General features: G+C 41.5%; 29 protein-coding genes. 15 read left to right on the top strand and 14 right to left on the bottom strand.

The features are described from left to right. Nucleotides 1–15 precede the first annotated feature (15 nt). From topA to FTT92_RS07575, 3 genes are all read left to right on the top strand, one after another. Complete coding sequence (gene topA, locus FTT92_RS07585; protein WP_180007162.1) at nucleotides 16–2,658, top strand: type I DNA topoisomerase; 2,643 nt, start codon at nucleotides 16–18, stop codon at nucleotides 2,656–2,658. Between the two features lie 169 nt (nucleotides 2,659–2,827). Next, entirely contained in the window at nucleotides 2,828–3,586 is a 759-nt protein-coding gene (locus FTT92_RS07580) for a hypothetical protein (protein WP_180171788.1), read from the top strand. A gap of 126 nt (nucleotides 3,587–3,712) precedes the next feature. Then, complete coding sequence (locus tag FTT92_RS07575) at nucleotides 3,713–4,285, top strand: HdeD family acid-resistance protein (protein ID WP_180171787.1); 573 nt, start codon at nucleotides 3,713–3,715, stop codon at nucleotides 4,283–4,285. A gap of 78 nt (nucleotides 4,286–4,363) precedes the next feature. On the opposite strand, the gene FTT92_RS07570 is transcribed toward FTT92_RS07575, so the two are convergent. After that, on the bottom strand, nucleotides 4,364–4,813 hold the full coding sequence (locus tag FTT92_RS07570) for a carboxymuconolactone decarboxylase family protein (protein WP_180171786.1): 450 nt from the start codon (nucleotides 4,811–4,813) through the stop codon (nucleotides 4,364–4,366). A gap of 83 nt (nucleotides 4,814–4,896) precedes the next feature. Between FTT92_RS07570 and FTT92_RS07565 the strand changes: the two genes are divergently transcribed. Next, the gene (locus FTT92_RS07565; RefSeq protein WP_180171785.1) at nucleotides 4,897–6,066 is read left to right on the top strand and encodes a glycerate kinase; all 1,170 of its coding nucleotides are present in this window, start codon (nucleotides 4,897–4,899) and stop codon (nucleotides 6,064–6,066) included. Between the two features lie 12 nt (nucleotides 6,067–6,078). Here FTT92_RS07565 and FTT92_RS07560 read toward each other — a convergent pair whose 3' ends face one another. Further along, nucleotides 6,079–7,191 carry a S41 family peptidase gene (locus FTT92_RS07560; RefSeq protein ID WP_180171784.1) on the bottom strand — a complete coding sequence of 371 codons (1,113 nt, stop codon included), beginning with the start codon at nucleotides 7,189–7,191 and terminating at the stop codon, nucleotides 6,079–6,081. 251 nt (nucleotides 7,192–7,442) lie between these two features. Between FTT92_RS07560 and FTT92_RS07555 the strand changes: the two genes are divergently transcribed. The 5 genes from FTT92_RS07555 (at nucleotide 7,443) to FTT92_RS07535 (ending at nucleotide 11,137) form a co-directional block, all read left to right on the top strand. Then, nucleotides 7,443–9,431 (top strand): ATP-dependent helicase, encoded by a 1,989-nt coding sequence (locus FTT92_RS07555; RefSeq protein WP_180171783.1) that lies wholly within the window; start codon nucleotides 7,443–7,445, stop codon nucleotides 9,429–9,431. Between the two features lie 86 nt (nucleotides 9,432–9,517). Further along, nucleotides 9,518–9,769 carry an RNA-binding protein gene (locus FTT92_RS07550; RefSeq protein WP_078189697.1) on the top strand — a complete coding sequence of 84 codons (252 nt, stop codon included), beginning with the start codon at nucleotides 9,518–9,520 and terminating at the stop codon, nucleotides 9,767–9,769. A gap of 42 nt (nucleotides 9,770–9,811) precedes the next feature. After that, nucleotides 9,812–10,174 carry an ASCH domain-containing protein gene (locus FTT92_RS07545; protein WP_078192734.1) on the top strand — a complete coding sequence of 121 codons (363 nt, stop codon included), beginning with the start codon at nucleotides 9,812–9,814 and terminating at the stop codon, nucleotides 10,172–10,174. A 75-nt stretch (nucleotides 10,175–10,249) separates the two neighbouring features. Continuing rightward, nucleotides 10,250–10,753 (top strand): DUF6586 family protein, encoded by a 504-nt coding sequence (locus FTT92_RS07540; RefSeq protein ID WP_180010190.1) that lies wholly within the window; start codon nucleotides 10,250–10,252, stop codon nucleotides 10,751–10,753. A gap of 105 nt (nucleotides 10,754–10,858) precedes the next feature. Beyond that, the gene (locus FTT92_RS07535; protein ID WP_078192732.1) at nucleotides 10,859–11,137 is read left to right on the top strand and encodes a hypothetical protein; all 279 of its coding nucleotides are present in this window, start codon (nucleotides 10,859–10,861) and stop codon (nucleotides 11,135–11,137) included. 74 nt (nucleotides 11,138–11,211) lie between these two features. Here FTT92_RS07535 and FTT92_RS07530 read toward each other — a convergent pair whose 3' ends face one another. From FTT92_RS07530 to FTT92_RS07510, 5 genes are all read right to left on the bottom strand, one after another. Continuing rightward, nucleotides 11,212–11,454 (bottom strand): hypothetical protein, encoded by a 243-nt coding sequence (locus FTT92_RS07530; protein ID WP_078192731.1) that lies wholly within the window; start codon nucleotides 11,452–11,454, stop codon nucleotides 11,212–11,214. Between the two features lie 183 nt (nucleotides 11,455–11,637). Further along, nucleotides 11,638–13,356 (bottom strand): cation:proton antiporter, encoded by a 1,719-nt coding sequence (locus FTT92_RS07525; protein ID WP_180171782.1) that lies wholly within the window; start codon nucleotides 13,354–13,356, stop codon nucleotides 11,638–11,640. A 141-nt stretch (nucleotides 13,357–13,497) separates the two neighbouring features. Next, nucleotides 13,498–13,653, bottom strand: coding sequence for a 50S ribosomal protein L33 (gene rpmG / locus FTT92_RS07520; RefSeq protein ID WP_001205031.1), 156 nt, complete (start codon nucleotides 13,651–13,653; stop codon nucleotides 13,498–13,500). 12 nt (nucleotides 13,654–13,665) lie between these two features. Beyond that, entirely contained in the window at nucleotides 13,666–13,902 is a 237-nt protein-coding gene (gene rpmB, locus FTT92_RS07515; RefSeq protein WP_000048256.1) for a 50S ribosomal protein L28, read from the bottom strand. A gap of 162 nt (nucleotides 13,903–14,064) precedes the next feature. Next, nucleotides 14,065–15,513 carry a coniferyl aldehyde dehydrogenase gene (locus tag FTT92_RS07510; protein ID WP_180171781.1) on the bottom strand — a complete coding sequence of 483 codons (1,449 nt, stop codon included), beginning with the start codon at nucleotides 15,511–15,513 and terminating at the stop codon, nucleotides 14,065–14,067. Nucleotides 15,514–15,629: 116 nt separating this feature from the next. Between FTT92_RS07510 and FTT92_RS07505 the strand changes: the two genes are divergently transcribed. From FTT92_RS07505 to FTT92_RS07485, 5 genes are all read left to right on the top strand, one after another. Beyond that, nucleotides 15,630–16,331: a TetR/AcrR family transcriptional regulator gene (locus FTT92_RS07505; protein WP_180034938.1), complete on the top strand. Its 702-nt coding sequence runs from the start codon at nucleotides 15,630–15,632 to the stop codon at nucleotides 16,329–16,331. Between the two features lie 79 nt (nucleotides 16,332–16,410). Beyond that, a complete protein-coding gene (purU, locus tag FTT92_RS07500) occupies nucleotides 16,411–17,277 on the top strand; it encodes a formyltetrahydrofolate deformylase (protein WP_078192727.1) in 867 nt (288 codons plus the stop codon). Nucleotides 17,278–17,487: 210 nt separating this feature from the next. Continuing rightward, complete coding sequence (locus FTT92_RS07495) at nucleotides 17,488–18,252, top strand: TonB family protein (protein WP_180171780.1); 765 nt, start codon at nucleotides 17,488–17,490, stop codon at nucleotides 18,250–18,252. 30 nt (nucleotides 18,253–18,282) lie between these two features. Beyond that, complete coding sequence (locus tag FTT92_RS07490) at nucleotides 18,283–18,906, top strand: MotA/TolQ/ExbB proton channel family protein (protein ID WP_078192725.1); 624 nt, start codon at nucleotides 18,283–18,285, stop codon at nucleotides 18,904–18,906. Further along, complete coding sequence (locus tag FTT92_RS07485; protein WP_078189686.1) at nucleotides 18,906–19,310, top strand: biopolymer transporter ExbD; 405 nt, start codon at nucleotides 18,906–18,908, stop codon at nucleotides 19,308–19,310. The genes FTT92_RS07490 and FTT92_RS07485 overlap by 1 nt, the downstream gene beginning before the upstream one ends. 86 nt (nucleotides 19,311–19,396) lie before the next feature. Here the strand turns inward: FTT92_RS07485 and msrA are convergent, their stop codons facing one another. The 5 genes from msrA to thyA all read right to left on the bottom strand — a co-directional run bounded on the left by msrA (nucleotide 19,397) and on the right by thyA (nucleotide 23,177). Next, the gene (msrA, locus tag FTT92_RS07480; RefSeq protein WP_180171779.1) at nucleotides 19,397–19,921 is read right to left on the bottom strand and encodes a peptide-methionine (S)-S-oxide reductase MsrA; all 525 of its coding nucleotides are present in this window, start codon (nucleotides 19,919–19,921) and stop codon (nucleotides 19,397–19,399) included. A 159-nt stretch (nucleotides 19,922–20,080) separates the two neighbouring features. Beyond that, nucleotides 20,081–20,539, bottom strand: a complete 459-nt coding sequence (locus FTT92_RS07475; RefSeq protein ID WP_180171778.1) for an META domain-containing protein — start codon at nucleotides 20,537–20,539, stop codon at nucleotides 20,081–20,083. Between the two features lie 84 nt (nucleotides 20,540–20,623). Then, a complete protein-coding gene (locus FTT92_RS07470) occupies nucleotides 20,624–21,694 on the bottom strand; it encodes a DUF4105 domain-containing protein (protein ID WP_180171777.1) in 1,071 nt (356 codons plus the stop codon). A 27-nt stretch (nucleotides 21,695–21,721) separates the two neighbouring features. Beyond that, on the bottom strand, nucleotides 21,722–22,234 hold the full coding sequence (locus tag FTT92_RS07465; protein ID WP_180010197.1) for a dihydrofolate reductase: 513 nt from the start codon (nucleotides 22,232–22,234) through the stop codon (nucleotides 21,722–21,724). Between the two features lie 100 nt (nucleotides 22,235–22,334). Next, nucleotides 22,335–23,177, bottom strand: coding sequence for a thymidylate synthase (thyA, locus tag FTT92_RS07460; protein WP_078189681.1), 843 nt, complete (start codon nucleotides 23,175–23,177; stop codon nucleotides 22,335–22,337). A gap of 559 nt (nucleotides 23,178–23,736) precedes the next feature. Here thyA and FTT92_RS07455 point away from each other — a divergent pair. Beyond that, nucleotides 23,737–24,249 (top strand): peptidoglycan amidohydrolase family protein, encoded by a 513-nt coding sequence (locus FTT92_RS07455; RefSeq protein ID WP_078189680.1) that lies wholly within the window; start codon nucleotides 23,737–23,739, stop codon nucleotides 24,247–24,249. 21 nt (nucleotides 24,250–24,270) lie between these two features. Here FTT92_RS07455 and FTT92_RS07450 read toward each other — a convergent pair whose 3' ends face one another. Both FTT92_RS07450 and FTT92_RS07445 read right to left on the bottom strand, forming a co-directional pair. Further along, nucleotides 24,271–24,570, bottom strand: coding sequence for a hypothetical protein (locus FTT92_RS07450; RefSeq protein WP_373684103.1), 300 nt, complete (start codon nucleotides 24,568–24,570; stop codon nucleotides 24,271–24,273). Between the two features lie 76 nt (nucleotides 24,571–24,646). After that, nucleotides 24,647–25,033 carry a hypothetical protein gene (locus tag FTT92_RS07445; RefSeq protein ID WP_180171775.1) on the bottom strand — a complete coding sequence of 129 codons (387 nt, stop codon included), beginning with the start codon at nucleotides 25,031–25,033 and terminating at the stop codon, nucleotides 24,647–24,649. Between the last annotated feature and the right edge of the window lie 151 nt (nucleotides 25,034–25,184).

The raw sequence follows: 25,184 nt of genomic DNA, 5'->3' as shown, positions 1-25,184 counted from the left end.
GAATGATGGTTAACTATGGCGAACGCTCCTCGGTCCACATCTAAAAGTACCACAGCAAAATCTGCCGATGCTGGGAAAAAGCGTGCGTTAGTGATTGTGGAATCGCCTGCAAAAGCGAAAACAATCAATAAATATTTGGGCTCTGATTACATCGTGAAATCATCGGTGGGTCATGTCCGTGATTTACCTACAGGCGGCTCGAGTAAAACAGCAGAGAAAAAGCCAGTAACTCGTGCAAAATTAACTGAAGCTGAAAAAGCCAAAAAAGCACAAAAAGCTTTGGTTAATCGTATGGGTGTAGACCCTGAAAATGACTGGAAGGCACAGTACGAAGTCCTACCGGGCAAAGAACATGTTGTTGCAGAACTGAAAAAGCTTGCATCGCAAGTTGACGAGGTCTATCTCGCAACGGATATGGATAGGGAAGGAGAAGCAATTGCTTGGCATTTAAAAGAAGTGATTGGCGGTGACGACTCACGTTATCAACGTGTGGTGTTCAACGAAATTACCAAAAATGCCATCCAAGAAGCGTTTAAACATCCTTCTCGCCTCGATACAGATAAAGTCAATGCTCAACAAGCCCGTCGTTTCCTCGACCGTATTGTGGGCTTTATGATCTCGCCACTCTTATGGGAAAAAATCGCCCGTGGTCTATCGGCAGGTCGTGTGCAATCAGTGGCTGTTAAACTTGTGGTTGAGCGTGAACGTGAAATTCGTGCCTTCATTCCAGAAGAGTTTTGGCAAGTTTTTGCAGATACCAAGTCGAAGAAAGACGATATCCGCTTAGAAGCGGTGAAGCAAAATGGCAAGACTTTAAAACTGCACAACAAAGCTGAAACGGATGCTTTACTGAACCTGATTAAAGATGCCGACTACACAGTTTCAGCACGTGAAGACAAACCAACCAAGGTCAATCCAAGTGCGCCATACATCACGTCTACACTGCAACAAGCAGCAAGTACACGTTTAGGTTTTTCTGTGAAGAAAACCATGATGTTGGCACAGCGTTTATATGAAGCCGGCTTTATTACCTACATGCGTACAGACTCAACATTCTTGAGTGATGACGCTGTAAATATGGTTCGTGGTCATATTGAAACTGAGTTTGGTCAAAAATATTTACCGGCTAAACCAAATCGCTACGGCAATAAAGCTGGTGCGCAAGAAGCCCATGAAGCGATTCGTCCATCAAATGTCGCGCTAAAAGGCGATAGTTTGGTGGGTGTAGAGCGTGATGCACAGCGTCTTTATGACCTGATCTGGCGTCAGTTCGTTGCATGTCAAATGACTCCAGCAGAATATTTATCATCAACGATTTTAGTCAATGCCAATGGTGTCGAACTCAAAGCCAAAGGCCGTACATTGGTTTTTGATGGTTTCACTAAAGTGCGTGGTCAAAACAAATCGGATGATGATGTACTGTTGCCTGCTGTAAAAGTCGGTGAAGTACTGAAACTTGAAAAATTAGATCCATCGCAACACTTTACTAAACCACCTGCGCGCTTCACTGAAGCATCTTTGGTCAAAGAGCTTGAGAAAAAAGGGATTGGTCGTCCATCGACGTATGCTGCGATTATCTCAACTATTCAAGACCGTGGTTATGTGAAGCTTGATAACCGTCGTTTGTTCGCCGAGAAAATGGGTGAAATCGTGACAGACCGTCTCGATGAAAACTTTAATAACTTGATGAACTATGCATTTACGGCAGATCTTGAAGGTCAGCTAGATAAAGTCGCGGATGGTGATCGTAACTGGAAAGAGTTACTCAATAGCTTCTACGGTGATTTTAAAACACGTTTAACCACAGCTCAGGGTGAAAATGGCATGCGCCGTAATTTACCTGTAGAAGTGGATGCTGTGCACTGTAAAGAATGTGATCGTCCGATGCAGATTCGTACAGGAACTACCGGTGTGTTCTTGGGTTGTTCAGGTTATAACTTACCGCCAAAAGAGCGTTGTAAGGGAACTTTAAACCTGACACCTGTAGAATCATTGGCTGCACTGTCTGACGATGACTCGGCAGAAACAGCAGATTTGATGTCGAAAAAACGTTGTCCAATCTGTGAAACAGCCATGGATAGCTATGTGATTGATGGTGGGCGTAAGTTGCATATCTGTGGTAATAACCCAGACTGTGCTGGTTTTGAGCTTGAAGAAGGTGAGTTCAAAATCAAAGGTTATGATGGTCCAACCATTCCGTGCGACAAATGTGATGGCGAAATGCAATTGAAGACAGGCCGTTTCGGTCCATACTTTGCATGTAATAGCTGTGATAATACACGTAAAGTGTTGAAGAGCGGTCAGCCTGCACCTCCACGTGTAGATCCAATTAAAATGGAACACTTACGCTCAACCAAACATGATGACTTCTTTGTCCTTCGTGATGGCGCAGCAGGTTTATTCTTAGCTGCAAGTAAGTTCCCGAAAGTTCGTGAAACTCGTGCACCGAAAGTGGCTGAACTACGTTCTGTCGCAGATCAGTTGGATGCAAAATATCAGTTCATCTTGCAAGCACCGGATGTCGATCCTGAAGGAAACCCAACATTAGTAAAATTCAGCCGTAAAAACCAAGCACAATATATTGGTTCTGAAAATGCTGAAGGCAAACAAACCAAATGGTCTTTGGTGTACCAAGACGGTAAGTGGGTTGAGGCTTAAGCTTTAAAACCAATAAAGTGCTGACTTCGGTCGGCATTTTTTATGTCTTTTGATCAGGGATATTTGATGATAGGCAATCTATTGAGCTTTTAAATTGTCCAAGACATTTTAAGAATGTTCTGTTTTAATTCTGAAAATAAATGCTAAAAATTAATTGAGATCTTGGGGAATGTGGAAAAAAATTCGGGTACTGTGTTTACTGCTGATTCTACTAGTGGTCGCAGTCAATGCCTATAAAGACAAAAACCAAGACTGGAGTAAACCGATCTTTGTATTGTTACATCCAATTAATGCCGATGGTCGAGAGAGCACACAAGCTTATATACAGCAGCTCTCTGTCAATGATTTAAACGATGTTCAACAATATTTACAAGCGACAGCACAGAAATACCGAGGGCAACCGACTTATGTGTATTTTAAGTTAGGTCGTGAGCTGAAAGTTTTACCTCCCAAAGTACCCAATGATGCTGGCATGTTGGACGTTATCTTATGGAGTTTGAAATTCCGCTACTATGCTTGGCAGCAGCATGAAAATGTAGATGGTGTTTCGAGTGTCACGCTATTTTTAAATTATTATGATCCGACTCAAACCAAAGAACTTAAACATTCCACAGCTTTGGAAAATGGTCGAATTGGATCGGTGAATATATTTGCATCGAATAAACAGACAGCGCAGAATAAAATCGTTTTAGCCCATGAGTTATTACACGCTTTGGGTGCAACTGATAAATATGATTTGGCCACAGGTCAGCCTATCTTCCCTGTCGGTTATGCAGAACCTGAGCGGCAGCCTTTGTTTCCACAAAGTAAAGCTGAACTAATGGCTGGGCACATTCCAACTTCACAGACGCAAAGTAAAATGCCTGAAGATTTAGCTGATACTGTGGTGAATGACGTCACAGCGATTGAAGTGGGATGGAAAAAATAATGTGGATAAAGCGTATTTTATCCACAGCTTCAAGTGGCAGTGTGGATAAGATTTGGACTTTTCTTTTATTTTTCTTCATCATGAAGTTGCATAATCCATTGAATAACGAATAACTTGAGAAAAAGCATGAGAACAGTAGGCAACGATTTAATTCGCAGTCAGCTCCATGAAAACCGTAAGTGGTATCTCGGTTTAGGTGCTTTATTGGTGGTCTTCGGATTGGTCCTTTTGGTAGCCTTGCCATTTGCGACACTTACGGTGATTTATATTTTTGGTTTGCTGATGATGTTAGGTGGCGTAATTCACTTCATCGCAGCATTTAAAATTTTTGAAGGCGGCTACCGCTGGTTCTGGGCACTATTTGGTGTGTTGTATTTGGTCGCAGGCTATTATGCATTTACAACGCCTGTCAAAACGGCCATTGTCCTGACCAATTTGTTGGCGATTATTTTGATCATTGCAGGGGTCATTCGTATCTTTAATGCTGTGCTATTTCAAACATTTCAAGGTTGGGGATGGACACTATTTTCAGGTCTATTGACCTTGATTACGGGTGTGATCATTTTGATGTCGCCTGATGCACCATTTTGGGTATTAGGATTATTCTTGGCGGTTGATATTTTATTCCAAGGGGTCAACTACCTTACTTTGGCTTCTTATATTCGACGTGAAGTGCCGAAAAGCTCGGCAGAGCAGTAAGCTGCTTGCGGATCTGATAAATAAAAAAAGAGTGCTGAGGCACTCTTTTTTTTATTCACTTTTAATGTGTACAACCCGTTAAGGTTTCACGCTATAGCGGCTACTAATGGCGATACGATTCCATGTGTTAATGACAATTGCGAGCCATTCAATCGCACTGATTTGATCATCCGTTAAAAATGGTAGGGCATCTTCATAAACTGCATCAGGAACTTGGCCTTCGGCAATTAATGTAATCGCTTCGATCAAGCTTAAAGCCGCACGTTCTTTTTCGTCATAGTACGCAGTTTCACGCCATGCAGTCAGTAGGCTAATACGTTCAATACTTTCACCAGTTTTAAGTGCATCTTGTGCATGCATACGAATACAGAACGCACATTCGTTGATTTGGGATGCACGTAATTTGAGTAAATGAGCTAATCCTTCACTTAGGCCAGCCTCATTTATTTTTTGCATTGCCAGTGCATCAAGTTCTGCGACTTTTTTATATAGCTCAGGTGCAGATTGACCTAGGTTGATTCGTGACATTTCGAACCTTTCTGATGTTTTTAGATATACCTGCTATTTTAAAACCGTTATGGTTGAGGACAAGTTTTATTTTGAGCATTTAGATGACCACTTTTGTTCTTGCGCCCGATTCATTTAAAGAAAGTATGAGTGCTCAACAAGCCTGTGACGCGATGCAGCGTGCAATTTTAAAGCTCATACCTGACGCCAATGTCATCGCTGTGCCAATGGCAGATGGCGGTGAGGGAACTGTAGATGCGTTACTCAGTGCTTGCGACGGCCAAAAAGTGACGATAGCGCTTACAGGTCCTTTGCCCAATCAACGTGTGACGACGTATTTCGGTTTGATCGACGGTGGGAAAACCGCAGTGATTGAAATGGCAAAAGCTAATGGTATTCATCTTGTCGATATTGCTCAGCGAAATCCTTTACTGACGTCAACTAATGGTACGGGCGAAATGATCCAGGCTGCTCTAGACTTCGGAGTAAGTAAAATTATCATTGGCTTGGGCGGGAGTGTGACCAATGATGGCGGTGCAGGTATGGCGCAGGCCTTGGGGGCACAATTTTTAGATGAAAATGGCTTGGAAATAGCAGTTTGTGGTGGTTGTCTTGATCAAATTAACAGTATTGATTTGACGCAGCTCGACTCACGTTTAGCGCATACAGAAATTATCATTGCCAGCGACGTCATTAATACACTATGTGGTGAAAATGGTGCATCCCATATCTTTAGCCCGCAAAAAGGTGCAACGCAGGAGATGGTGCGTCAGTTAGATCAGAACCTCAGTCATTATGCCGATGTGGTTGAAGCGACACTGGGTTGTACTTTACGTGATGTAGCAGGTGCAGGTGCTGCAGGTGGATTAGGTTTTGGGTTGATGGCTTTTGCAGGTGCATCGATGCAATCAGGTGTGGAATTGGTTATTGAACAAACTCAGTTGAAGGAAAAAATAGCACAGGCAGATTATGTGCTGACAGGTGAAGGGAAAATTGATCATCAAACCAAGTTAGGTAAAACACCATTTGGTGTGGCGCAGGTTGCAAAAAAGTTTAATAAACCCGTGATCGCCTTTGCTGGTCTAGTGGGTGAGGAAATAACAGAACTTTATGATTTAGGTTTCACACAGATTGTTGGGATTAATCCACCAGATTGTAAGTTGGAAGATGCATTAAAAAATGCCGAAACATACTTAGAAAAAAGTTGTACAGATCTCATCAATTCTATATGTAAAAGATCAGAACCTACTCCTCTTAAGATGGATCGGTTCTGAAAAGTGTTACTTCTATAAGCGATTTTCTAAATAGTGCTGTGCCAATGTGACTTCTGCATCGTACTCAGTTGGATTTTGCGGTTTAGGGAGGCGAATATTAGGTGCAATACCAATGTCGTCAATTTGCTGCCCCGTACGGCGGTGGATAAATGTGGTTGCATAATACAGTGTGAATTGTTGAGATGGCGTTTTGATGGTTCGAATATTCGATGCATCTAAAGCACCATAAGTGTTACGCCCCATGACTAAAACATTCGGATTTTGACGTGCGGTTAAAATAAACATTTCACACGAACTACCGCATTCTTCATCTGACAGAATAACAACTTTTTTGGGCGTAGCTTTGACGTCTGAATGGGCGATCACATATTTTTCCTCTTTCTGCTTCGTCATCCCAACCCAGCTATTTTTATTGCTTTCAAGTTTAGCAATCATACGATTAAATTCTACCTTGATTTCCCCATCAGGTAAGGTTTTGGCTGTTTCTTTCCATGATTGAATATTTTCTGTAGATGCATAAATTTGGGGTATTTCAAACCAATACTCAGCTGCTCCCAAAAGTGGATAAAGGGGTTGTGCTGATGTATCAAATCCGCCTGAGTTTTTGCGTAGATCAAGAATTAAATAACGTGCGTCTAACACTTGGTTTTGATTGTCTTGAATGATCTTTTCAAGTTGATCTTGAACAGACAGAGCAAAAGTTGGGATGGTAATTAAGGTTGTCTGCTCAGATAATTTTTGCGTGGTCACGAGATTGCTTGATTGTATTGTTGAACTCTCTGTGATGGCTTCTGATATGGTTTTTCGGCCTAAGCTCAGATGGCCTTTACGGATAGATTTCAGAAAGTGATTGGTGATTTCTTTACAGGCATCGACCGAATTTACTTGTGTAATTTTAGCGTTTTGCTCATTTATGACCTTTTGAATATTTTCTGGATAGTTGTCCCAGTTTTTTGCTCGAATACCCGCATCATTTTTGAGTATAAATTCAGAGCTAAAGTTAAAATCTTTTTGGCACTCACTAGGTGTCATGGGGCTAAGTTTATCTGCAGCTTGAATACTTGGACATGGAAAAAAACTACTACTCAGTACCAACAGAGAAAGCTGTGAAAATCTATTGAACATGTCATGATTCCTAGAGACGGTTATTTTCTAAAGTTATAAGCCTATGGATTTAAATAGGTCTTTGTTTTTCTAATGATATTGATTTGTAAATCTACTGATTTTTTACTGTATAAACAATGAAAATTTTAAATGAATAGTCATGGTTAAAACGGTGTGTTTCCGCGTCAAGTTGAGTCACTTTGTAGTCGTCTACGCTGTGAATTTAGGGTAGCTCTGTTAAACTACCAATTCATATAGCACGATGAGACACCATGAGTTTAGCCAACCTGATTGATGAATTAAATCCTCAACAAAAACAAGCCGCAACAACAGAAGCACAGCATAGCTTGGTTTTGGCAGGAGCAGGTTGTGGTAAAACCAAAACCATCGTAGCGCGTGCAGCTTATTTAATTGATCAAGGCGTGCCTGCCAATCAAATTCAAATTTTGACTTTTACTCGCCGTGCAGCGAGTGAAATTGTTGCTCGTGTGGAGCTGGCTCTGGGGGAGCAAGCCAAAGGGTTACGTGCATCAACCTTTCACACCTTTTGTATGTACCTATTGCGCCGCATTCCAAAAGCCTTTGGCCTAGAACAGTTTTCGATTATTGATCGTGATGATCAACTCATGATGTTCCGCCTGATTCGTGGTCGTGATGATAAGAAAAACCCCAATCACTTGCCCAAGCCGAAAGAACTCTGTGATCTGTATTCCTTTGCGCGGAATACACGTCAGAAACTCAGCATTGCCATGGAAAAGCAAATGCCAGAGTACTTTGCGTTGAAAGATCAAATCGCGGATATCATGAAAGAATACGAAGCCCGTAAACGTGCGCGTAGTTTTCTCGATTATGATGATATCTTGGCGATTGTCGCGAAAGCCTTGGCGGAATCAGATGGACTGGTCGATTATGTCGCTTCGATTTGTCGCCACATGTTGGTTGATGAAATGCAGGATACCAATCCGCTGCAATGGGCGTTACTTGAGCCACTAAAGGAACGTGTCAGTTTGTTCTGTGTCGGCGATGATGCACAGTCCATTTACGGCTTCCGTGGTGCAGACTTTGAAAATATTCATCATTTCAAAGAGCGTGTACCCGACGCACAGATTTTCAAACTCGAAAAAAATTATCGTTCAACCCAAGAAATTTTAGACTTGTCGAATTGGTTGTTGGATGAAAGCGAAATTAAATATGACAAACGCTTAGATGCCTATCGTGGTGAAGGGATTAAGCCGAAAATGCATATTTTCCCGAATGAGTTTGATGAAGCCAAATGGATTGCCATCGACATCAAAGAGCGTCATTACCTCGAAGGCAGCAAATGGTCGGATCATATGGTGCTTGTGCGTTCAAGCTTTGCTGCTCGTCATATTGAAGCGGCCTGTATTGCCGCAAACGTGCCGTATCGCTTTATTGGCGGCATGAAATTACTTGAAACAGCCCATGTAAAAGACTTACTCAGTGTATTGCGTGTAGTGGCCAATCCTTTAGATGATATCGCGTGGATGCGCTTTTTAACCTTATGGAATGGTGTGGGTGATGTAGGTGCGAGTAAGTTATCGCAGCAGATTTTACTTGAGCCAGAAATGCAAGCCATTGCAACCAAGTTAGAAAATTTTGGCAAAGTACCTGACCAAGCGATTCTGATGATGAAGCAAATGTCGGTGTTGAAAGATCAGGTCAAAGAATGTGTAAGCTTGGCTGTTCAAGCGATTTCTGAGCAGCTAGAAGAAAACTATAAAAAAGATTGGAACCGCCGTGTCGGTGATTTTGATCTGGTGAAACAATTGGCATCCAAACATACGCAGTTGAGTGAATTCTTAGAAGAATATGTCCTTGATCCAGTGTCCATTTCTGAAATTGAACGCCAATCTGACAGTGATGTCGTGACGTTAATTACCATTCATTCGGCAAAAGGAACGGAGCAAAAAGTCTGTTATGTGGCGAATGTCACACCAGGGCAATACCCGCATGCACGTGCCCAAGGCAATTTCGATGAAGTGGAAGAAGAGCGCCGCGTGTTATATGTGGCGCTGACACGTGCGCAAAATGAATTGATTTTGACTAAGCAAAACTTGAACCACTGGGCGCGTGAAACTGTCGATGAGCAAGGGCGTAAAGTAGAAAGTTACTTTATGAATGATTTAACTCGAAACCTATGTAGTTTGGAAACACATTATAAAACCCGTCAGCAAACCGTAAAAAGTGCGTTAATCGAAAGAAAATCGATTAATTTAGATTTTGGTATCGATCTCGATTAAAATAGATTTTTGACGTGATTTACACGCAAGTTAAAAAGCAAAATAGACAAATGCTTTTTGATGATGCTGTCTATTTGGAAGATTGAATGAAAATTTTAGTACGTAACTTAGAGCGTTCAGTTACTGAAGCAGAATTGGTTGAACTGTTTAAACCATTTGGCGCAGTAGAGTCTGCTGTTGTTGTTATGGATGCAAGCACAGGTAAATCGAAAGGGTTTGGTTTTGTTGAAATGCCAAATGGTCGTGAAGCTGTAAAAGCGATTAAAGGCCTGAATACTTTGAAAGTCAAAGGTGCAGGTATTCGCGTAAAAGCGGCTGAAGATAAGCCTAAAGCATAAATTTAAAAAGGAGCGTTACGCTCCTTTTTTTATCGGTGATCTATGAAAAAATGCTACTCGGCTTTGTCTATTGTTGCGCCATCTGGTTCGAACATTGCTTGTGGGCTTAAAACGCTTGAAGTCCGCTCATGGCAGCCCGAACATTTGCCTTTAAAAGATTTAGTGATCGTGGAAAATCAACGCTACTTACATGAAAGCGGAGATGAAGATATTGGACGTGCAGTGGCGATGGTCGATGTATATGACGTTCATGCATGGACTGAAACAGAGGTAGAGCAAGCGCAGGCTACATATTGGGCAGCAGGGTACTGGGCTTGGCGTCTGGAAAATATCAGGATGATTGATTGGGATATGCCTGTTCCTGCCAAGCGTGACATTTATTTAATTGAAATCGATCATCCATAATATTTATTGTGAATTTCCTAAAAATCCGTTTAAGCTTATTCATGTAGAAAAATGCCAAAATTTAGGGAATTGTTCATGTCTCGTGTTGCTCGCTTTCATGCTGATCGTACCAATCAAAAGTTATATTTTAGCCGTCTTGCATGTCAGCAAGCCGAGCAGACCGATCATGTTCAACAAGCTCAGGCTTATCGCGAAGCAGCGGTTTTTCATTTGCATGGTGCAGTACTTGCGTTTTTACAAGAGTTGGTGCGTTACTATCGTTTAAATGATCCTGCGCCCACATTAAAGTCGATTGAAACGCTGATGGCTGAAAAAGGTCAGGTATCACCTGAAGTGACTGTTATGCAGCAATTGGCAAAGCAAGGCTTTATTGCAGAGCTGAAACGCGCACATCGTATGTGTCAATATGCACCTGAACCGTCTGCACCAGAGCCAGAAGATGAAACGTCTTCAAATTTAATTATTAAAGTTACCCAAACACCGCAAGCATGGTTGCCAGATACCGCTATTTTGCGTGAATGGCATCGTGATCTAACCCAATTGATTGATGGATTTCGTAACGAGATGGTGGAGTTCTAATCGGACTATTGCTACTTGAAATAAATTTATTTAACCCGATATAAGATTATCTAAGTAATACAAAGTGCAGATGCCTTTATCACCATGTTGCGCATGGAGGGATATATGTCTATAGAACAGTTGAAAGAACTCTTTGGGAACCAGGAAGCAATTTTAGAGCTGGTTCAATTGGAAGGTGGTGAGTTGGCATTGCGTAATGCAGGCTCAGAAAAAGAGCCTTTGGTGACTATCCAATTCAATGAAGAATTACGCAATATTTTGGGCGATCAAATGAGTGTGATCGCTCAGCAAATGATTCAGGCTGCATTGTTTGGTTTGTTAGAAAAACAAGTGGATGAATGGCATGCCGAAGTGGTTGATGAAAAGCCTAAATATATGAGCTAATCATATAGGCACTGATTTTTAGATCATGATGAAAACGCACCTTTCGGTGCGTTTTTTTATACCCAAAATGGCACTTAGACTGTGCCCAGTTCAGTAGGTGAGATCAGTATCGAACCTAAAAATACAATAAAGACCCCGATGAGCTGTAAGAAAAAAGGATTTTTGGCATCTTGCCAATACAGAATCAGAAAGACGATGGAAATGGGGTAAAACAATAGACAGCCCAGTCCCCATAAAATACTGGTTTTAAATGCAGCGATGAGAAAGCCCAGACCGCCAATCAAAATAATGGCAAGGCCTAAATAGAGTATGTACATGTTTTTCTCGTTTCTTGTTTGAAGTTTTTAAAATGATGCCTCGTTTGATGCTCATTTTATCAATATGTTTTTTAAATTCAATTAGTTGTAATTTTAAAATTAATGAATTATATCCATTAAAAAAAGGCAATGCTTAAATGCATCGCCTTTTTGGTATTGCCCCTAAGCGTTTTATTTAGGCATTTAGTGTGTCGGTGTTTGGTGATGCGCAATTTGGATTTGATTTAAAATATGATTGCTCATATTTTTCGCCATTTCCTCTTTGGCATAATAAACCTCACCGACATTGTCACGACGAATGACTTCAGCTTCTTCTTTGCTTTCCGCACAAACCAATACTTGGATAGAAGGATTCAGCAATTTGGCAATATCGACAATTTTATGAATATCTAAAATATCCATAGGTGAAATGACCAAAAGGCGTGCGTGTTGAATATGGGCTTGAATTAAAACCCCAGGTTCTGTTGCTACACCGGATACCGCAGCGATGCCTTTTTCCCGCAAGTTTTCCACGATTTCACGGTTTTCTTCAGCAATAACCACTTTAATGTTTTCATTCATTAATTCGCGGGTAATACGGCGACCGACTTCACCATGACCAATCAGCACCACCTGATCACGCAGATAATCCTGTGAGACTTCATCAGGCAACATGGCTAATGGGTCACTACTACGTTCCAGTAAACGGGCCAAATTCGAGCGCTCACGGATGAGTCGCTGCATAGGCTCGATGGCTGAAAATATAAATGAATTCAGCGTAATCGAGATTAAAGCGCCTGCCAGTATCAGATTTTGACCTTCCATTGAAAGGAGATTTAGAGATACACCTAAGGTCGCCAAAATAAATGAGAACTCACCAATCTGCGCCAAACTCGCCCCAACGGTTAATGCGGTATTGATAGGGTAACGGAAGAACAACACCAACGCCATTGCAGCGATGGTCTTACCAATCATGATAATGCCGACTACTGCTAAGACGTGAAGCGGTTGTTCAATCAAGATCCGTGGATCAAACAGCATGCCGACGGAGACGAAAAACAAAATTGAAAAAATTTCACGAAGCGGAAGGGTTTCTTCTTCTGCACGGTGACTAAAGTCAGACTCTTTGACCACCATACCGGCAAAAAATGCGCCCAGTGCCATGGATACACCAAATACCTTGTAGGCACCAAAAGCAATAGACACAGCTGCTGCAACCACGGTAAGCGTGAATAATTCACGTGAGCCTAAGCGTGCAACCACTTGCATAATCATTGGCACTAAGCGTTTACCAATGATTAGCATAAAGGCAATAAAACCTGCCACTTTGAGTAAGGTAATACCAAGGGTGAGCCAGATATTTTCATCTGCACTACTTTCTGTGAGTGGCTGTCCACCAAGCAATACTGCTGTGGCAGGGAGTAAGACCAGAACCAAGACCATGACCAGATCTTCAACCAAGAGCCAGCCTACAGCAATTTTACCATTCACGGAGTTAAGTAAGCCTCGGTCACCGAGAGCCTTGAGGAGAACCACCGTACTTGCACACGACAAACTTAAGCCAAACACTAAGGCTGAGCCCATGCTCCAGCCCCAAAGCATGGAAATTCCCATACCCAGTAAGGTCGCCACTGCAATTTGTAAAATGGCACCGGGCAAAGCAATACGACGGACTTGCATCAAATCATTGAGTGAAAAGTGCATACCCACGCCAAACATCAGGAACATGACACCGAGTTCGGCCAACTGGTTGGCGAGATGGATGTCACCAACTACTCCAGGCGTATTTGGGCTAATAATAATACCGGCAATCAGATAGCCGATGAGGGGAGGAAGTCGCAGGCGCGCAGCTATATAGCCAAAAATTAAGGCAAAACCAAAGCCAACAGCAAGTAATATTATGAGTTCTACATCATGAGGCACTAAAAACTCCTTAAGCCTAAGTTAAGGGTAAAAAAGACAAGCACAAAAAGTGCCAAAAGCATTTTGAAAGTTTAGCAATTCGAATAAAAAAAATGCAAAAAAAAACGACCTAAGCAGGTCGTTTTTTTCAAAAAACTAAAATTATTTGATTTTAGCTTCTTTGAAAATTACGTGTTGACGGATTTTTGGATCAAATTTTTTGATTTCCATTTTTTCCGGCATAGTACGTTTGTTCTTAGTGGTAGTGTAGAAATAACCTGTACCAGCAGAAGAAACTAGGCGAATTTTATCACGCATGTTCGTAGCTCCTTAGATCTTTTGACCTTGAGCACGTAGGTCAGCAACAACCTTTTCGATGCCCAATTTGTCGATAATACGCATACCTTTAGTAGTTAGACGAAGACGTACGAAACGTTTTTCGCTTTCTAACCAAAAACGGTGGTGATGCAGGTTCGGCTCGAACCGGCGTTTAGTTTTGTTGTTGGCGTGTGAGACGTTGTTACCAACGACTGGACGCTTGCCGGTAACTTGGCAAACCTTAGACATGGTGTAACTCCATTGATTTAGCCAACAGCAAATCTGTATGGCCAGTCAAAAAAAACATTGAATTCATTCAAGGGGCGTTTTATATCAAAAATGCGCTTAAAAGACAAGCGATTTTGCATAAAACGAACGATCACCTAGTGTGATCGTTCATGCCTTGATCGTTTATCGAAGAAGTGTCTTCGAAATCAGTTTGTGGATCGGCTTATTGAACGGTGGAAGAATGAATTTCAAACTATAGAGTTTTGGATTCGACATCACCGAGCGTTCATGCGACAAACTGAAGAAACCTTCTGGACCATGATATTTCCCCATACCCGAAGCCCCCACACCGCCAAACGGCAGGTCATCTTGAGCCACATGGGTTAATACCGTGTTTTGTCCGAAATGTCCTGAATGGGTACGTGTTGCGACATAGTCGGCACGTGCCTGATCAAAGTCGAAATAGTATAAAGCAAGTGGACGAGGACGGCTATTAATAAAAGCAATAACCTCGTCAATTTGATCATATTCCATGATCGGAAGGATCGGACCGAAGATTTCATGCTGCATAATTTGCATGTCTGGAGTGACACCAGTTAAAACCGTAGGTGCAATTTTACGTACAGCATCCACATCTTCATTTTGTGGGTTAAAACTGATGATTTGTGCGCCTTGATCACGCGCATCTTCTAAATAACCTTGTAGGCGGTTGTACTGCTTGTCATTAATAATCGAGGTGTAGTCCTGATTATGGGCAATACTTGGGTACATGGCTTCAACGCACACTTTATAGTGATCTAAAAATTCAGCCGTTTTACCACGAGGTAAGAACACATAATCAGGTGCAACACAAGTTTGACCTGCATTCCAAAGTTTACCAACAGCAAGACGCTGTGCGACATCTGCTAGGTCAATAGACGGATGAACCAATACAGGTGACTTTCCGCCTAATTCTAAAATCACAGGAACTAAGTTTTCAGACGCTGCCGCCATGACGGTTTTACCGACATTGGTTGAGCCAGTAAAAATCATTTTATCGAAGGCAAGGTGACTAAACGTATCTGAAATTGGGCCACCACCGTTGACGACTGCGACCAATTCTTGAGGAAATGCTTCTGCGAGGGCTTTTTCTAATACATCACCGAATGCCGCAGAGGCACTCGAGATTTTGATCATGGCATGGTTGCCCGCAGCCAAAGCACAAATCAGTGGACCTATAGAAAGAAGCAGTGGGTAGTTCCATGGCGTAATAATGCCGACGACACCAAGTGGTTGATATTGCACCCATGCTTTTGCAGGTTGATGAATAATTCCGACATGGCGTTTGGATGGTTTCATCCAGTCTGTCAAATGCTTGCTATAATATTTAATGTGTTCAAGACATGTGAGTAACTCACCAATCTTGGTTTCACCAATAGAACGGTTACCATAGTCTTGATTAATTGCATCAGCAAATTGATCTTGATACTTAACTAAGATACGCTTAAGCCGAGCCAAACGGTCAATACGTTCCTTTGCTGTAGGCAATGGGTAACGTAAATACGCTTGTTTCTGCTGTTCCAACATATTGTTGAGATGCTGGTGATCAAAAGAATGTGGTGTCATTGAAGTTGTTTTTGTTTGACTATTCATGTCGCACGACCATATCCAAATTAGCGATTAATTAATTTTTAGAGCAAATACTCTAAATAGTCAAGTTACTTTATGTGTTAGTGTTCTAATGCTTTGAAATAAATGGTTGTTTTAGGATGTCTCACACCAAAACCTTAAAAACGAAAGAACGTATTTTGCAGCTGAGTTTGCAGTTGTTTAATGAGCGTGGCGAGCGTTCAGTGACAACCAATCATATTGCTGCTGAACTGGGAATGAGCCCAGGTAACTTGTATTACCATTTCCGAAATAAAAGTGAAATTATTAAGGAATTAATGGAGCAATATCAGCAAGAAACGCTAGAAATGTTAGCGCTTCCTGATGATCGTCAATTAGATGCCAATGATAAAATTCGCTATTTTCAAGTATTAAGTAGCCAATTATGGGCTTATCGCTTTTTACATCGTGATGTTTATCACTTGGTCGAAAATAATGAAGATTTCCGCAAAATGTATCCACGTTTTGCCGGTCAAGTTATGCAACAAGGGCAGAAAATTTATCGTGCCTTTGTTGACGCAGGCTTAATGCAGATGACCGATTCTGAAATTGAGGCCTTAACCATTAACTTGTGGATCGTGCTGACCAACTGGACCAACTTCCTTTATATGTCGGGCCATATTACCGACTCCAACACTTTAGAAGAAAAGTGGGTGTGGCAAGCACTGCGACAAATGGTGTTCTTAGAAGGCGCATATCTACGTGGTGAAAGCCGTGAAACCTATGAGCGATTGCTCGAAACTTTAGGGCCGTCGGACTTGTTTGCAAGTCTTTCAAACGTAAAGCATCAGGTTACTGAATAAGACTATTTAGTCTGGCTTCAAAAAGCGTTAGAATACTCGGCTCTTTTTTCAATTTAACTGATTAGTGATATAAACCAACATGAATATGTCGACCGCTAACACAGCACGCTTACTCATTACCTGTGAAGATAAACCAGGGATTGTGCAAGCTGTATCGAGCTTTTTGTATCATCAGGGAGCAAATATTACCGCACTTGATCAATACGCGACTGAAGCTCAAGGGGGGCGATACTTCATGCGTGTTGAGTTCGAATTGGACAATTTACAAAGCCGTAAAGAAAGTCTAACTCAAACATTTGCAAGCAATGTTGCTGAGCGTTACAACATGCACTGGCGTTTAGCTTTAGTCAGTGATGTGAAGAAAGTCGGTATCTTGGTGTCAAAAGTTGACCATGCTTTGCTTGAGCTGTTGTGGCGTCATGCACGTGGTGGTTTGCCATGTGAAATCACCAAAGTCGTGTCTAACCACGATGCTTTACGTGAATCTGTAGAAAATTTCGGTATTCCGTTTGAAGTTGTTCCTGTGAATAAAGAAAACAAACGTGAAGCTTATGAGCAAATTGATCAGTTGATGCAAGGCAATGATTTATTGGTTCTTGCTCGTTATATGCAAATTTTAGACGAAGAATTTGTTCAAAAATGGGAAATGAAAGTGATCAACATTCACCATTCATTCCTCCCAGCCTTTGTTGGTGCGAACCCATATAAACAAGCGCATGAAAAAGGTGTGAAGTTGATTGGTGCGACAGCGCACTATGTGACTGCTGATCTTGACCAAGGGCCGATTATTGAGCAAGACGTAGAGCGTGTAAGCCACGACTTTACTGTTGAACAATTGCGTGAGTTAGGTCAGGACGTAGAACGTAATGTGCTCGCACGTGCAGTCAAATGGCATCTTGAAGATCGTATTATTGTCGATGGTAATAAAACTGTTGTATTTCAATAAAACGAGATAAATTTTTGAATAAAAGGGCATACTTTAGGTATGCCTTTTTTATATTATGATTAAAAAAAGTCATTAAAACTGACGAATTAATAGTTGCAAATGAAAACACTTCTCATTTATTATTGCCGTACTTTAATTGTGCTAACCGATGAGCATGATTGTATTTTTGACAAAATAAATGCAATCGCTTCTTCAAGGTAACTGAGTTTAATGAGTCAATCTCCCGCTCCAATGATGCAATCACCTAACCCGATGAAAAAGAAAATCATTACTGCGCTTCTCGCTGTTGTGGTAGGGCATATGGGGGTATTGTGGGCGGTCAGCAATATGAAAGCACCAGAACTTAAACCGATCGAAAAAGATCCGATTAAAGTTCGCTTTGTGAAGATTGTTGAAGAGAAAAAACCAGAACCTCCGAAGCCAAAACCAGAACCGAAGAAAGAGCCACCAAAGCCAAAAGAAGTTAAAATTGTAGATAAGCCTTTACCACCTCCACCGAAGAAAGTGGAAAAAGTGGAACAGGTGAAAAAGAAAGATGCGCCGAAACCAACTGTTGAAGCGGTCAAGAACGTACCACCAACACCCGTTGTTTCAACTGTGGTTTCTGAAACGAAAGTCGTTCGTGTTGAACCAACACCTCCGGCACCTGTTGCACCACCACCTGCGCCTCCAGCACCACCTGCACCACCGACGCCTAAATCAGTCAGTATTGGTAATGGTGTCAGTTGGATTAAGAAACCGAATGTTCAATTTGAAGATGGTGAATTAAAAGCGTCGTGTACAGTTGAAGTTGCGATTGCTGCAAGTGCTGAAGGTAAAGTCGAATCAGCAACGATTAAAAACTCGACTTGTGGCGCTGCTGTAAACCGTAAAGTGACTGCTGCAGTGAAGCGTGCACGTTTATCCAAATATATTGATAATGGTGTGGCAACTCCGACGCGAGTTGATCAACCATTCAACTTTAAACTTAATTAAGATTCCGGCTAACCCATTAGGAGTTCGAATATGAACTTTTCAGTTTATTGGCAACATGCAGATGCAGTCAGCAAAACACTGTATTTCGTGTTACTTGCAATGTCGATTGCGACTTGGACGATCTTCGTTCTTCGTATTATGGGCACCCGTCAGCTCAAGCAAGTGGCATATAACCACCTTGCAGATGCACTAAGCAAACTGAAAGCGAAATTTGCTCCTTTAGCTTTTGAACAACGTAAGGCTGTGGCTGAACAAGCATTACTACGTCAAATTTCGGTAGAAAAAGCTAATGCTGAAAAAGGCGTATCTGTATTGGGTACGATTGCTTCAATTGCACCGTTCGTAGGTTTGTTCGGTACAGTATGGGGTATTTTCCATGCCCTTGTAGCAGTGGGTAAAAGCGGTCAAGCGGGTTTAGCGCAAGTGGCAACTCCAGTCGGTGAAGCTTTGATCATGACCGGTCTTGGTTTGGCTGTGGCGATTCCTGCGGTATTGGCTTATAACATTTGTGTTCGTTTTAACCGTACACTGTCGAATGAATTGCAAGATCAAGCGCATGGTTTATTGATTGATACTATGTTGCAACAAGAATCTGCAGCGAAGAAAGAAGACGTGAAAACTGCACAGCAAAGTTTAGCTGGAGGTCAAGCTTAATGGCTTTTCAATTGGGTGAAGACAACGATGCTGGCATGAATGAGATGAACCTCATTCCGCTCATCGATATTATGTTGGTATTGATGATCATCTTCTTGGTGACTGCGACTGTTGCCAACCCATCAATTCCATTAACCTTGCCACAAACGACTGCAGAAGTGATTGATCTGCCGCCTGAAAGCGTAACCATCAGCATTAACTCAGCGGGTGATATCGCTTGGAATGGTGATATTGTCACGCTCGAAGATTTAGAAAGTCGTCTTAATACAGCTGGTCAGCAAGAACGTAAGCCTGCATTGGTATTAAAAGCCGATAAAGAATCACGTTATGACACAGTTGCACAAGTGATGTCGCGTGCGAGTGGAGCCGGACTCAGCGATATCGCCTTTGCCAGTGATAACTAAGCACTGAGCAAAGATAACTAAAAAAAGCGACTGAAATGTCGCTTTTTTTATGTCTCTATTTTGAAAATAGATGCTGTTTAATTAGATCACTCAGATTTGAGTAGCTCTTGAAATTTGCTACGTAATTTCATGAGTTTAGGTGGTATTGAAAAATTGCAGTAGCCTTGGTTTGGGTTACGTGCAAAGAAGTTCTGATGATATTCTTCGGCAGGGTAGAAGGTTGGCATTGGACTCAGTTCAGTCACGATATTGATGCCTTCAGCTTTTAATTCTTCAATACGTTGTTCAGCAATCTGCTTTTGTGATTCGTCCTGATAGAAAATCACTGAGCGATACTGTGTACCGACATCATTGCCTTGACGGTTCAGCGTGGTTGGATCGTGAGTTGCGAAAAATACATCTAGCAATTGGCTAAAACTGATTTGGCTGTCATCAAAATTGATCTGAATGACTTCTGCATGTTGGGTGTTTCCCTCACAGATTTGCTCATAGCTCGGATGCTGAGTAACTCCCCCTGCATAACCACTGACAACTGTTTGCACGCCCTTTAGTTGTAGAAAAACTGCTTCTACACACCAAAAGCACCCACCACCAAATACCGCTTGTTGCATAGTGAAATCCTATTTTGTTCCCTGATGTTTAATATGGGGTTATAGCTAAAAACTGCAATGTACGTCTGTATACTAATCACTAGTTTATGTGCATTAAATGTCTCTGGCATGACTGAACAGTGAATAAAAAAGTCTGCCGAAGCAGACTTTTTTAATGATTTAACGCGGTTGAACAGCGCTTTCATATTGAATTAATAAATTGCCGTGACGGTCTAGCAATTTCAAGGTTTTTCCAAAAACTTGATAATGCGTTACCTTTTCGAGTGCTGCATGGTACTGTCGCTCTAGCCCATTGTTATTGAGACAAGCCATTTGTGTCGCAGCAATCGGGCCAAACGCTATGGTGTCTTTGCCAGCATTATAGCCACCCATTATACGATTACAGCCGTCTGCACCTGAGACACGTTTTGAAGCCGCATCGAATTGAATGCTTGGAATATTATGCGCATTGGGTGCTGTTTTGATTGGAGTGTTGCCAATCTGAGTGGCAATCCAAGTACGATTCTGTAATAGGTTTAAATTTTCAGTTATGGTGTTGTCTTGTGCAGGCATGCTTTCACAGCCTGTCACCACTAAAGTTGAAACCAAAGTTGCAGCAACAAATATTTGTTTTAGCATCGGAATTTCCCCGTGGAAGCATTTCAACTATCTAAGCAAATATCGCACAGATAAGCTAGCCATATTTGTATCATTATTTAAGAATTACAATTGATTGGCGCTTGGATTTGAATGTGAATGCGGCAAACCTTGTCGAATTAATTTGGAATATTGTTCACTGCTCAGTTGCTTGATTTGAGAGACACGAGGGTTAACATGGGCTTTTTGATACCATGTTTTCATATCCCAATTTTGGTCTATGGCATGGAGGTCATACAAATAATTCGGCAAATAACCGGATGCAAATAAGCGGTAATCGGTTGGAAGTTGATGTTTGGAAACGGCTTGAATCATGTCAAAAACCAGTGTTGTACAATTACTGGTAAGCGTGTTGTACCATTTAGGTTGAGTCCGCAGTTCATCAGCTTTATGGAGATATTCTACAAACAGCGCCTGCATTTCAGATTTTGGCATGTTTACGGGGAAGAAATAGACCTGTTCTCCGCGTGTATTGCTGCGGGTATAGATGATATCTTTTTCATCTGATGCAATGAGGCTCAGTTCATATTTACGGAAAAAACCACCAATCGCAGAGAATTCTTCAGTTTTCTCTTTGCGAATTTCAATCGAAAACGTCAGCGGTGGTCTGTCAGCAAAATCAAAACTGACCAGTGTATGGGCAATTTGCGGCCCCATCCAATACGAGGTAATGATGTTGACGCCATTGATTTGACTTAGGTCATATTGGCGGGTTTCCCAACGCGGGGTATAGCTGCCATCGGCATGCCAGTCGAAATTACGCACATTGTGCAAGGTGATGAGATTGCCTTGCTTTTCATAATGTAGAATTTCTGCTACTTCAGGATTCCATTCACGATCTTGGCGTGCTTCCATGCCAAAATACCAAAATAGACCACAGATAAAGCCCACAATATAAATCAAGACATCTTTACGACGGCTAAAAAAGTGTTGGGTAATATAGATGCCTAAAATGCTCAGGGCGAAAGCAATCCAGATCCCAATGATAATGCGGCTGCCTAACCAGCCTGCCGGTTGCTGTATCCACAGGGCGGCACAGAGCCAAATCGAAGAGCAGAGGACAAATACACTAAATAGGGCATGAAGAATACTTCGCCCTATTTTTTTGAACATTGCTCGTTGGTCACTCTGTTGCATATTTTTCTTTTAGCTTAAGATTTTTCTTTATTTTCGGTAAGTTGCGAACTCAAAAGCAATCCCAGTTTTGTCGTCGATATGTTGTTCTGACGCCACTTTTTGAAAGTCCGCAGGAATTTCAGGATAATGCGCATCACCTTGAACATCCAGTTCAACATGCGTGAGTTCTAAACGGTCTGCAATGCCGATGGTTTGCTTAAAAATTTCACCACCACCAATAATAAACAAACTCGTTGGTTTTTCTGAACTTGCAACATCAGCAACAGCTTGCGTTAATGCCTCGTCGATACTATATGCGACTTTGGTGCCTTCAAATGACCAAGTGTTATCTCGTGTAATTACCCAATTGACACGCTTCGGAAGGGTACGTCCCATAGACTCTAAGGTTTTGCGTCCCATGACCACTACACCGCCTTGAGTGATGGCTTTAAAGTGCTGTAAATCGGCAGATATATGCCACGGCAAATCATTCCCTTTACCAATGCAGCGCTGCTGATCCATAGCGACAACGTGCACGATTTCTAAATTTTGAAATGCCATAGTTTGAACTCAAATAGCCGAAATATTTGCCGTCTATTAGAATGCAAAATCCCGCTTGAGGTAAAGCGGGATTTTGCTTTTCACTTGGGATTTCTAAAAATTAAACAGCAACAGGGGCTTTAATCGCAGGATGTGATTCATAACCTACAATTTCAATATCTTCAAATTTAAAATCGAAAAGATCGGTAATTTCAGGATTGAGTTTTAATTGGCACAGACCCATTGGTTCACGTGTCAATTGCAACTGCGCTTGTTCGAAATGGTTGGCATACAAATGTGTATCCCCACCGGTCCAAACGAAGTCACCTACACCTAGACCACAAACTTGTGCAATCATGTGTGTTAACAGGGCATAGCTGGCAATGTTAAACGGCACACCCAGGAAAACGTCAGCACTACGTTGATATAATTGGCAAGATAATTTTCCGTTTTGAACAAAAAATTGAAACAAGGTATGGCATGGTGGCAATGCAACATTACCTGCCTCATTTGGGTTCCAACCAGAGACGATTAGACGACGTGAGTTAGGATTGGTTTTGATTTCATTGACCAACCATTTAATTTGGTCAAAACCATCTTGTTCATATAGGCCATCGGCTTTTTTGGTTGCACCGAAATTACGCCATTGATGACCGTAAACAGGACCTAATTCTCCGGCAGGACGACCGAAGCGTGCAGTTTGTTCTGCTGTAGACCATTCATCCCAAATCGAGACTTTATTGTCTTGCAAATATTGAACATTGGTATCGCCTTTAAGGAACCACAACAGTTCAATCACGATAGAGCGGAAATGAACTTTCTTGGTGGTGAGTAAAGGGAAACCTTGAGAAAGATCGAAGCGCATTTGATGACCAAATACAGAACGTGTTCCCGTACCCGTACGGTCGCCCTTGTCGCCGCCGTTGTCGAGAATGTGTTGTAAAAGGTCTAAATACTGGCGCATGTCTCTCTCATAATTTGCTAAATTTCTTGTGGCACATATTAGCTTGTTTTGCGTGTGGAAGGAACTGCGATGGGCGCTTGAATATGGTCAGGTTTAAAAAATCAAAAACATACGGTGTTTATTTGGTGATGAGAAAATTTTGCAGGCAACAAGCGCTGAGTTGTCTGAGCTGAAGAAGTCTATTTATAACAACTACATCAAGTGTTAACGAGACAATATGTCTGTTAAATCAAGCATGAGCTTAGAAAACGAAGCTCTATTTTTTACATATTAAGCGATGCTTCTTTCGCAGTGTTGAAAAAAATACAGATAAGTTTGATTAAAAAATAAACGTGATTTTTCTCATTGTGAAGAGATGATTTTGGGCTATTATTTCTGAATAAGAGTTTGATATCAAAAATAAATATATTTGAATTAAAAATAGACGGTTGTATTTAAATGTGAAGATTTGTTTAAGAAATCTTACATTTTTTACATGAAAAAACATGATTTACGCGGTACTATCACCCTCGTTAAAATTTTTGAATGCCTAAATATAGGCGGGAGTGTGGGTTAAAGAATGGCTTATGATCACAATGTAAACTTGAGTGAAGTGCATGCTCCAGTTCAGGCAAATATCATAATTCGTTCTCAGGCGAGTAAAAATACGGGCAAGTCCAATACCACTCAAAAAGCAGCGACTAAAAATGTGGTATCCCGAAATGGTCAGCGTATCGATATCGATCGTTTGACTGGATTTTTACAAGGCATTACCCGCCAAAGCAGTACTCAGAAATGTGCCCGCAGTGTTCGTCTAGCACTTGAGTCCGCTGGGGCACGTTTTAACGGTCACCCCGTTGCCGCAGCAGATTGGGGCAGCACATTACAAAAAATTGGTTATCAAAAAATTAATTTAGCGTTTGATCGACCTAAGAAAGGCGATATCTATATTATCGACCGCAATCAAAGTAGCCGTTATGGTCATATCGCAGCATATTCAGGTAAGGACTGGGTATCTGATTATCGTCAAGCGGGTTATGCGGTCTATCGAACTCCAAATGTGAAATACAGCTATTACCGCTTAGCGGATTGATAATCCTTCAGTGAAAAAAGGTTAGTCTTCAAACCTTTTTGCACGCTGACTGTAGATCGAGACGATAAATAATCCAATTGCAGCAAAGCCCACACATTGCAGCGCTAAAATCCAGCGTTGCTCATTGGGTAGAAAATAAATTAAGCACACTAAACATAAAATTGGCAAACTAGCCAAACCGCATTTTAATGACGGAGACAGTGTTTTTAGTTTGTCTTGTCTGAGCTTATAAAGCAGATCAATCATCAAACCAATCCCTAAACTGAAGCCCGCAAAGCGGGGATCTAGTTGTTTTTGTTCAGCGCATAGAAAAATAAGCACACAGGTACTGATACAAATGAAGAGCTTGATTTGTCGGTTACAGCGCTCAGAGTACCAAAACGTCAGCATTTAAACTTTACACTTCGGGCGAAGTGTTCTCGTTTTTATTCAGCAGTGAAATCGGGGAGAGCAGGCAGATCGCCAAAGCCATAAAGCCAATGCCTTGAGCACCCGGAATCAGAATTTCACCCTTATTCATGTTGATAAAAACCAATGCTAACAGCAGTGCAATCGGTATCCAGGTCAATAAACGATAGAGCAAACCTGTTGGGTTTTTTGCTGCAAAATGAATCTTGCAATAACGACAAATCAGGAAAATGACGCCTGTACCCATGAACATGAGAATGGCTTGAAGTGTTAGGGGGTCCATCCAATACAGAACACCGGTCAGTACGGCCATCGCAATAAAAAACAAGATTTTTTTAAGTACAGAAACGCTGGGGTTAAACCAAAATTCAAGCATGGATCGATAGTTTAAAAATAAGCTGAATAAACTTTAGCACAGATCAGTTGTCTAATTCAGTCACTTCATGTGGAGTAAATGCGTATGAAGGAGTAAATTTCAGCGCATAAAAAAGCGAGGCTTAAACCTCGCTTGCTTAAAGATATTTAGA

The organism is Acinetobacter sp. YH12023 (assembly GCF_013420135.1).
GTDB lineage: Bacteria > Pseudomonadota > Gammaproteobacteria > Pseudomonadales > Moraxellaceae > Acinetobacter > Acinetobacter amyesii.
This window is presented reverse-complemented; position numbering and strand designations above follow the sequence as displayed.

Excerpts from the sequence above, each read along its gene's own strand:
- msrA (WP_180171779.1), bottom strand. The coding sequence starts at position 19,921 with ATGCAACAAGCGGTATTTGGTGGTGGGTGCTTTTGGTGTGTAGAAGCA.
- FTT92_RS07475 (WP_180171778.1), bottom strand. The coding sequence starts at position 20,539 with ATGCTAAAACAAATATTTGTTGCTGCAACTTTGGTTTCAACTTTAGTG.
- FTT92_RS07455 (WP_078189680.1), top strand. The coding sequence starts at position 23,737 with ATGGCTTATGATCACAATGTAAACTTGAGTGAAGTGCATGCTCCAGTT.
- FTT92_RS07490 (WP_078192725.1), top strand. The coding sequence starts at position 18,283 with ATGAACTTTTCAGTTTATTGGCAACATGCAGATGCAGTCAGCAAAACA.
- rpmG (WP_001205031.1), bottom strand. The coding sequence starts at position 13,653 with ATGCGTGATAAAATTCGCCTAGTTTCTTCTGCTGGTACAGGTTATTTC.
- FTT92_RS07540 (WP_180010190.1), top strand. The coding sequence starts at position 10,250 with ATGTCTCGTGTTGCTCGCTTTCATGCTGATCGTACCAATCAAAAGTTA.
- FTT92_RS07485 (WP_078189686.1), top strand. The coding sequence starts at position 18,906 with ATGGCTTTTCAATTGGGTGAAGACAACGATGCTGGCATGAATGAGATG.
- FTT92_RS07495 (WP_180171780.1), top strand. The coding sequence starts at position 17,488 with ATGAGTCAATCTCCCGCTCCAATGATGCAATCACCTAACCCGATGAAA.
- FTT92_RS07505 (WP_180034938.1), top strand. The coding sequence starts at position 15,630 with ATGTCTCACACCAAAACCTTAAAAACGAAAGAACGTATTTTGCAGCTG.
- FTT92_RS07465 (WP_180010197.1), bottom strand. The coding sequence starts at position 22,234 with ATGGCATTTCAAAATTTAGAAATCGTGCACGTTGTCGCTATGGATCAG.
- FTT92_RS07580 (WP_180171788.1), top strand. The coding sequence starts at position 2,828 with ATGTGGAAAAAAATTCGGGTACTGTGTTTACTGCTGATTCTACTAGTG.
- FTT92_RS07445 (WP_180171775.1), bottom strand. The coding sequence starts at position 25,033 with ATGCTTGAATTTTGGTTTAACCCCAGCGTTTCTGTACTTAAAAAAATC.
- rpmB (WP_000048256.1), bottom strand. The coding sequence starts at position 13,902 with ATGTCTAAGGTTTGCCAAGTTACCGGCAAGCGTCCAGTCGTTGGTAAC.
- FTT92_RS07555 (WP_180171783.1), top strand. The coding sequence starts at position 7,443 with ATGAGTTTAGCCAACCTGATTGATGAATTAAATCCTCAACAAAAACAA.
- topA (WP_180007162.1), top strand. The coding sequence starts at position 16 with ATGGCGAACGCTCCTCGGTCCACATCTAAAAGTACCACAGCAAAATCT.
- FTT92_RS07550 (WP_078189697.1), top strand. The coding sequence starts at position 9,518 with ATGAAAATTTTAGTACGTAACTTAGAGCGTTCAGTTACTGAAGCAGAA.
- FTT92_RS07575 (WP_180171787.1), top strand. The coding sequence starts at position 3,713 with ATGAGAACAGTAGGCAACGATTTAATTCGCAGTCAGCTCCATGAAAAC.
- FTT92_RS07560 (WP_180171784.1), bottom strand. The coding sequence starts at position 7,191 with ATGTTCAATAGATTTTCACAGCTTTCTCTGTTGGTACTGAGTAGTAGT.
- FTT92_RS07470 (WP_180171777.1), bottom strand. The coding sequence starts at position 21,694 with ATGCAACAGAGTGACCAACGAGCAATGTTCAAAAAAATAGGGCGAAGT.
- purU (WP_078192727.1), top strand. The coding sequence starts at position 16,411 with ATGAATATGTCGACCGCTAACACAGCACGCTTACTCATTACCTGTGAA.
- FTT92_RS07535 (WP_078192732.1), top strand. The coding sequence starts at position 10,859 with ATGTCTATAGAACAGTTGAAAGAACTCTTTGGGAACCAGGAAGCAATT.
- FTT92_RS07565 (WP_180171785.1), top strand. The coding sequence starts at position 4,897 with ATGACCACTTTTGTTCTTGCGCCCGATTCATTTAAAGAAAGTATGAGT.
- FTT92_RS07570 (WP_180171786.1), bottom strand. The coding sequence starts at position 4,813 with ATGTCACGAATCAACCTAGGTCAATCTGCACCTGAGCTATATAAAAAA.
- FTT92_RS07545 (WP_078192734.1), top strand. The coding sequence starts at position 9,812 with ATGAAAAAATGCTACTCGGCTTTGTCTATTGTTGCGCCATCTGGTTCG.
- FTT92_RS07530 (WP_078192731.1), bottom strand. The coding sequence starts at position 11,454 with ATGTACATACTCTATTTAGGCCTTGCCATTATTTTGATTGGCGGTCTG.
- FTT92_RS07510 (WP_180171781.1), bottom strand. The coding sequence starts at position 15,513 with ATGAATAGTCAAACAAAAACAACTTCAATGACACCACATTCTTTTGAT.
- thyA (WP_078189681.1), bottom strand. The coding sequence starts at position 23,177 with ATGCGCCAGTATTTAGACCTTTTACAACACATTCTCGACAACGGCGGC.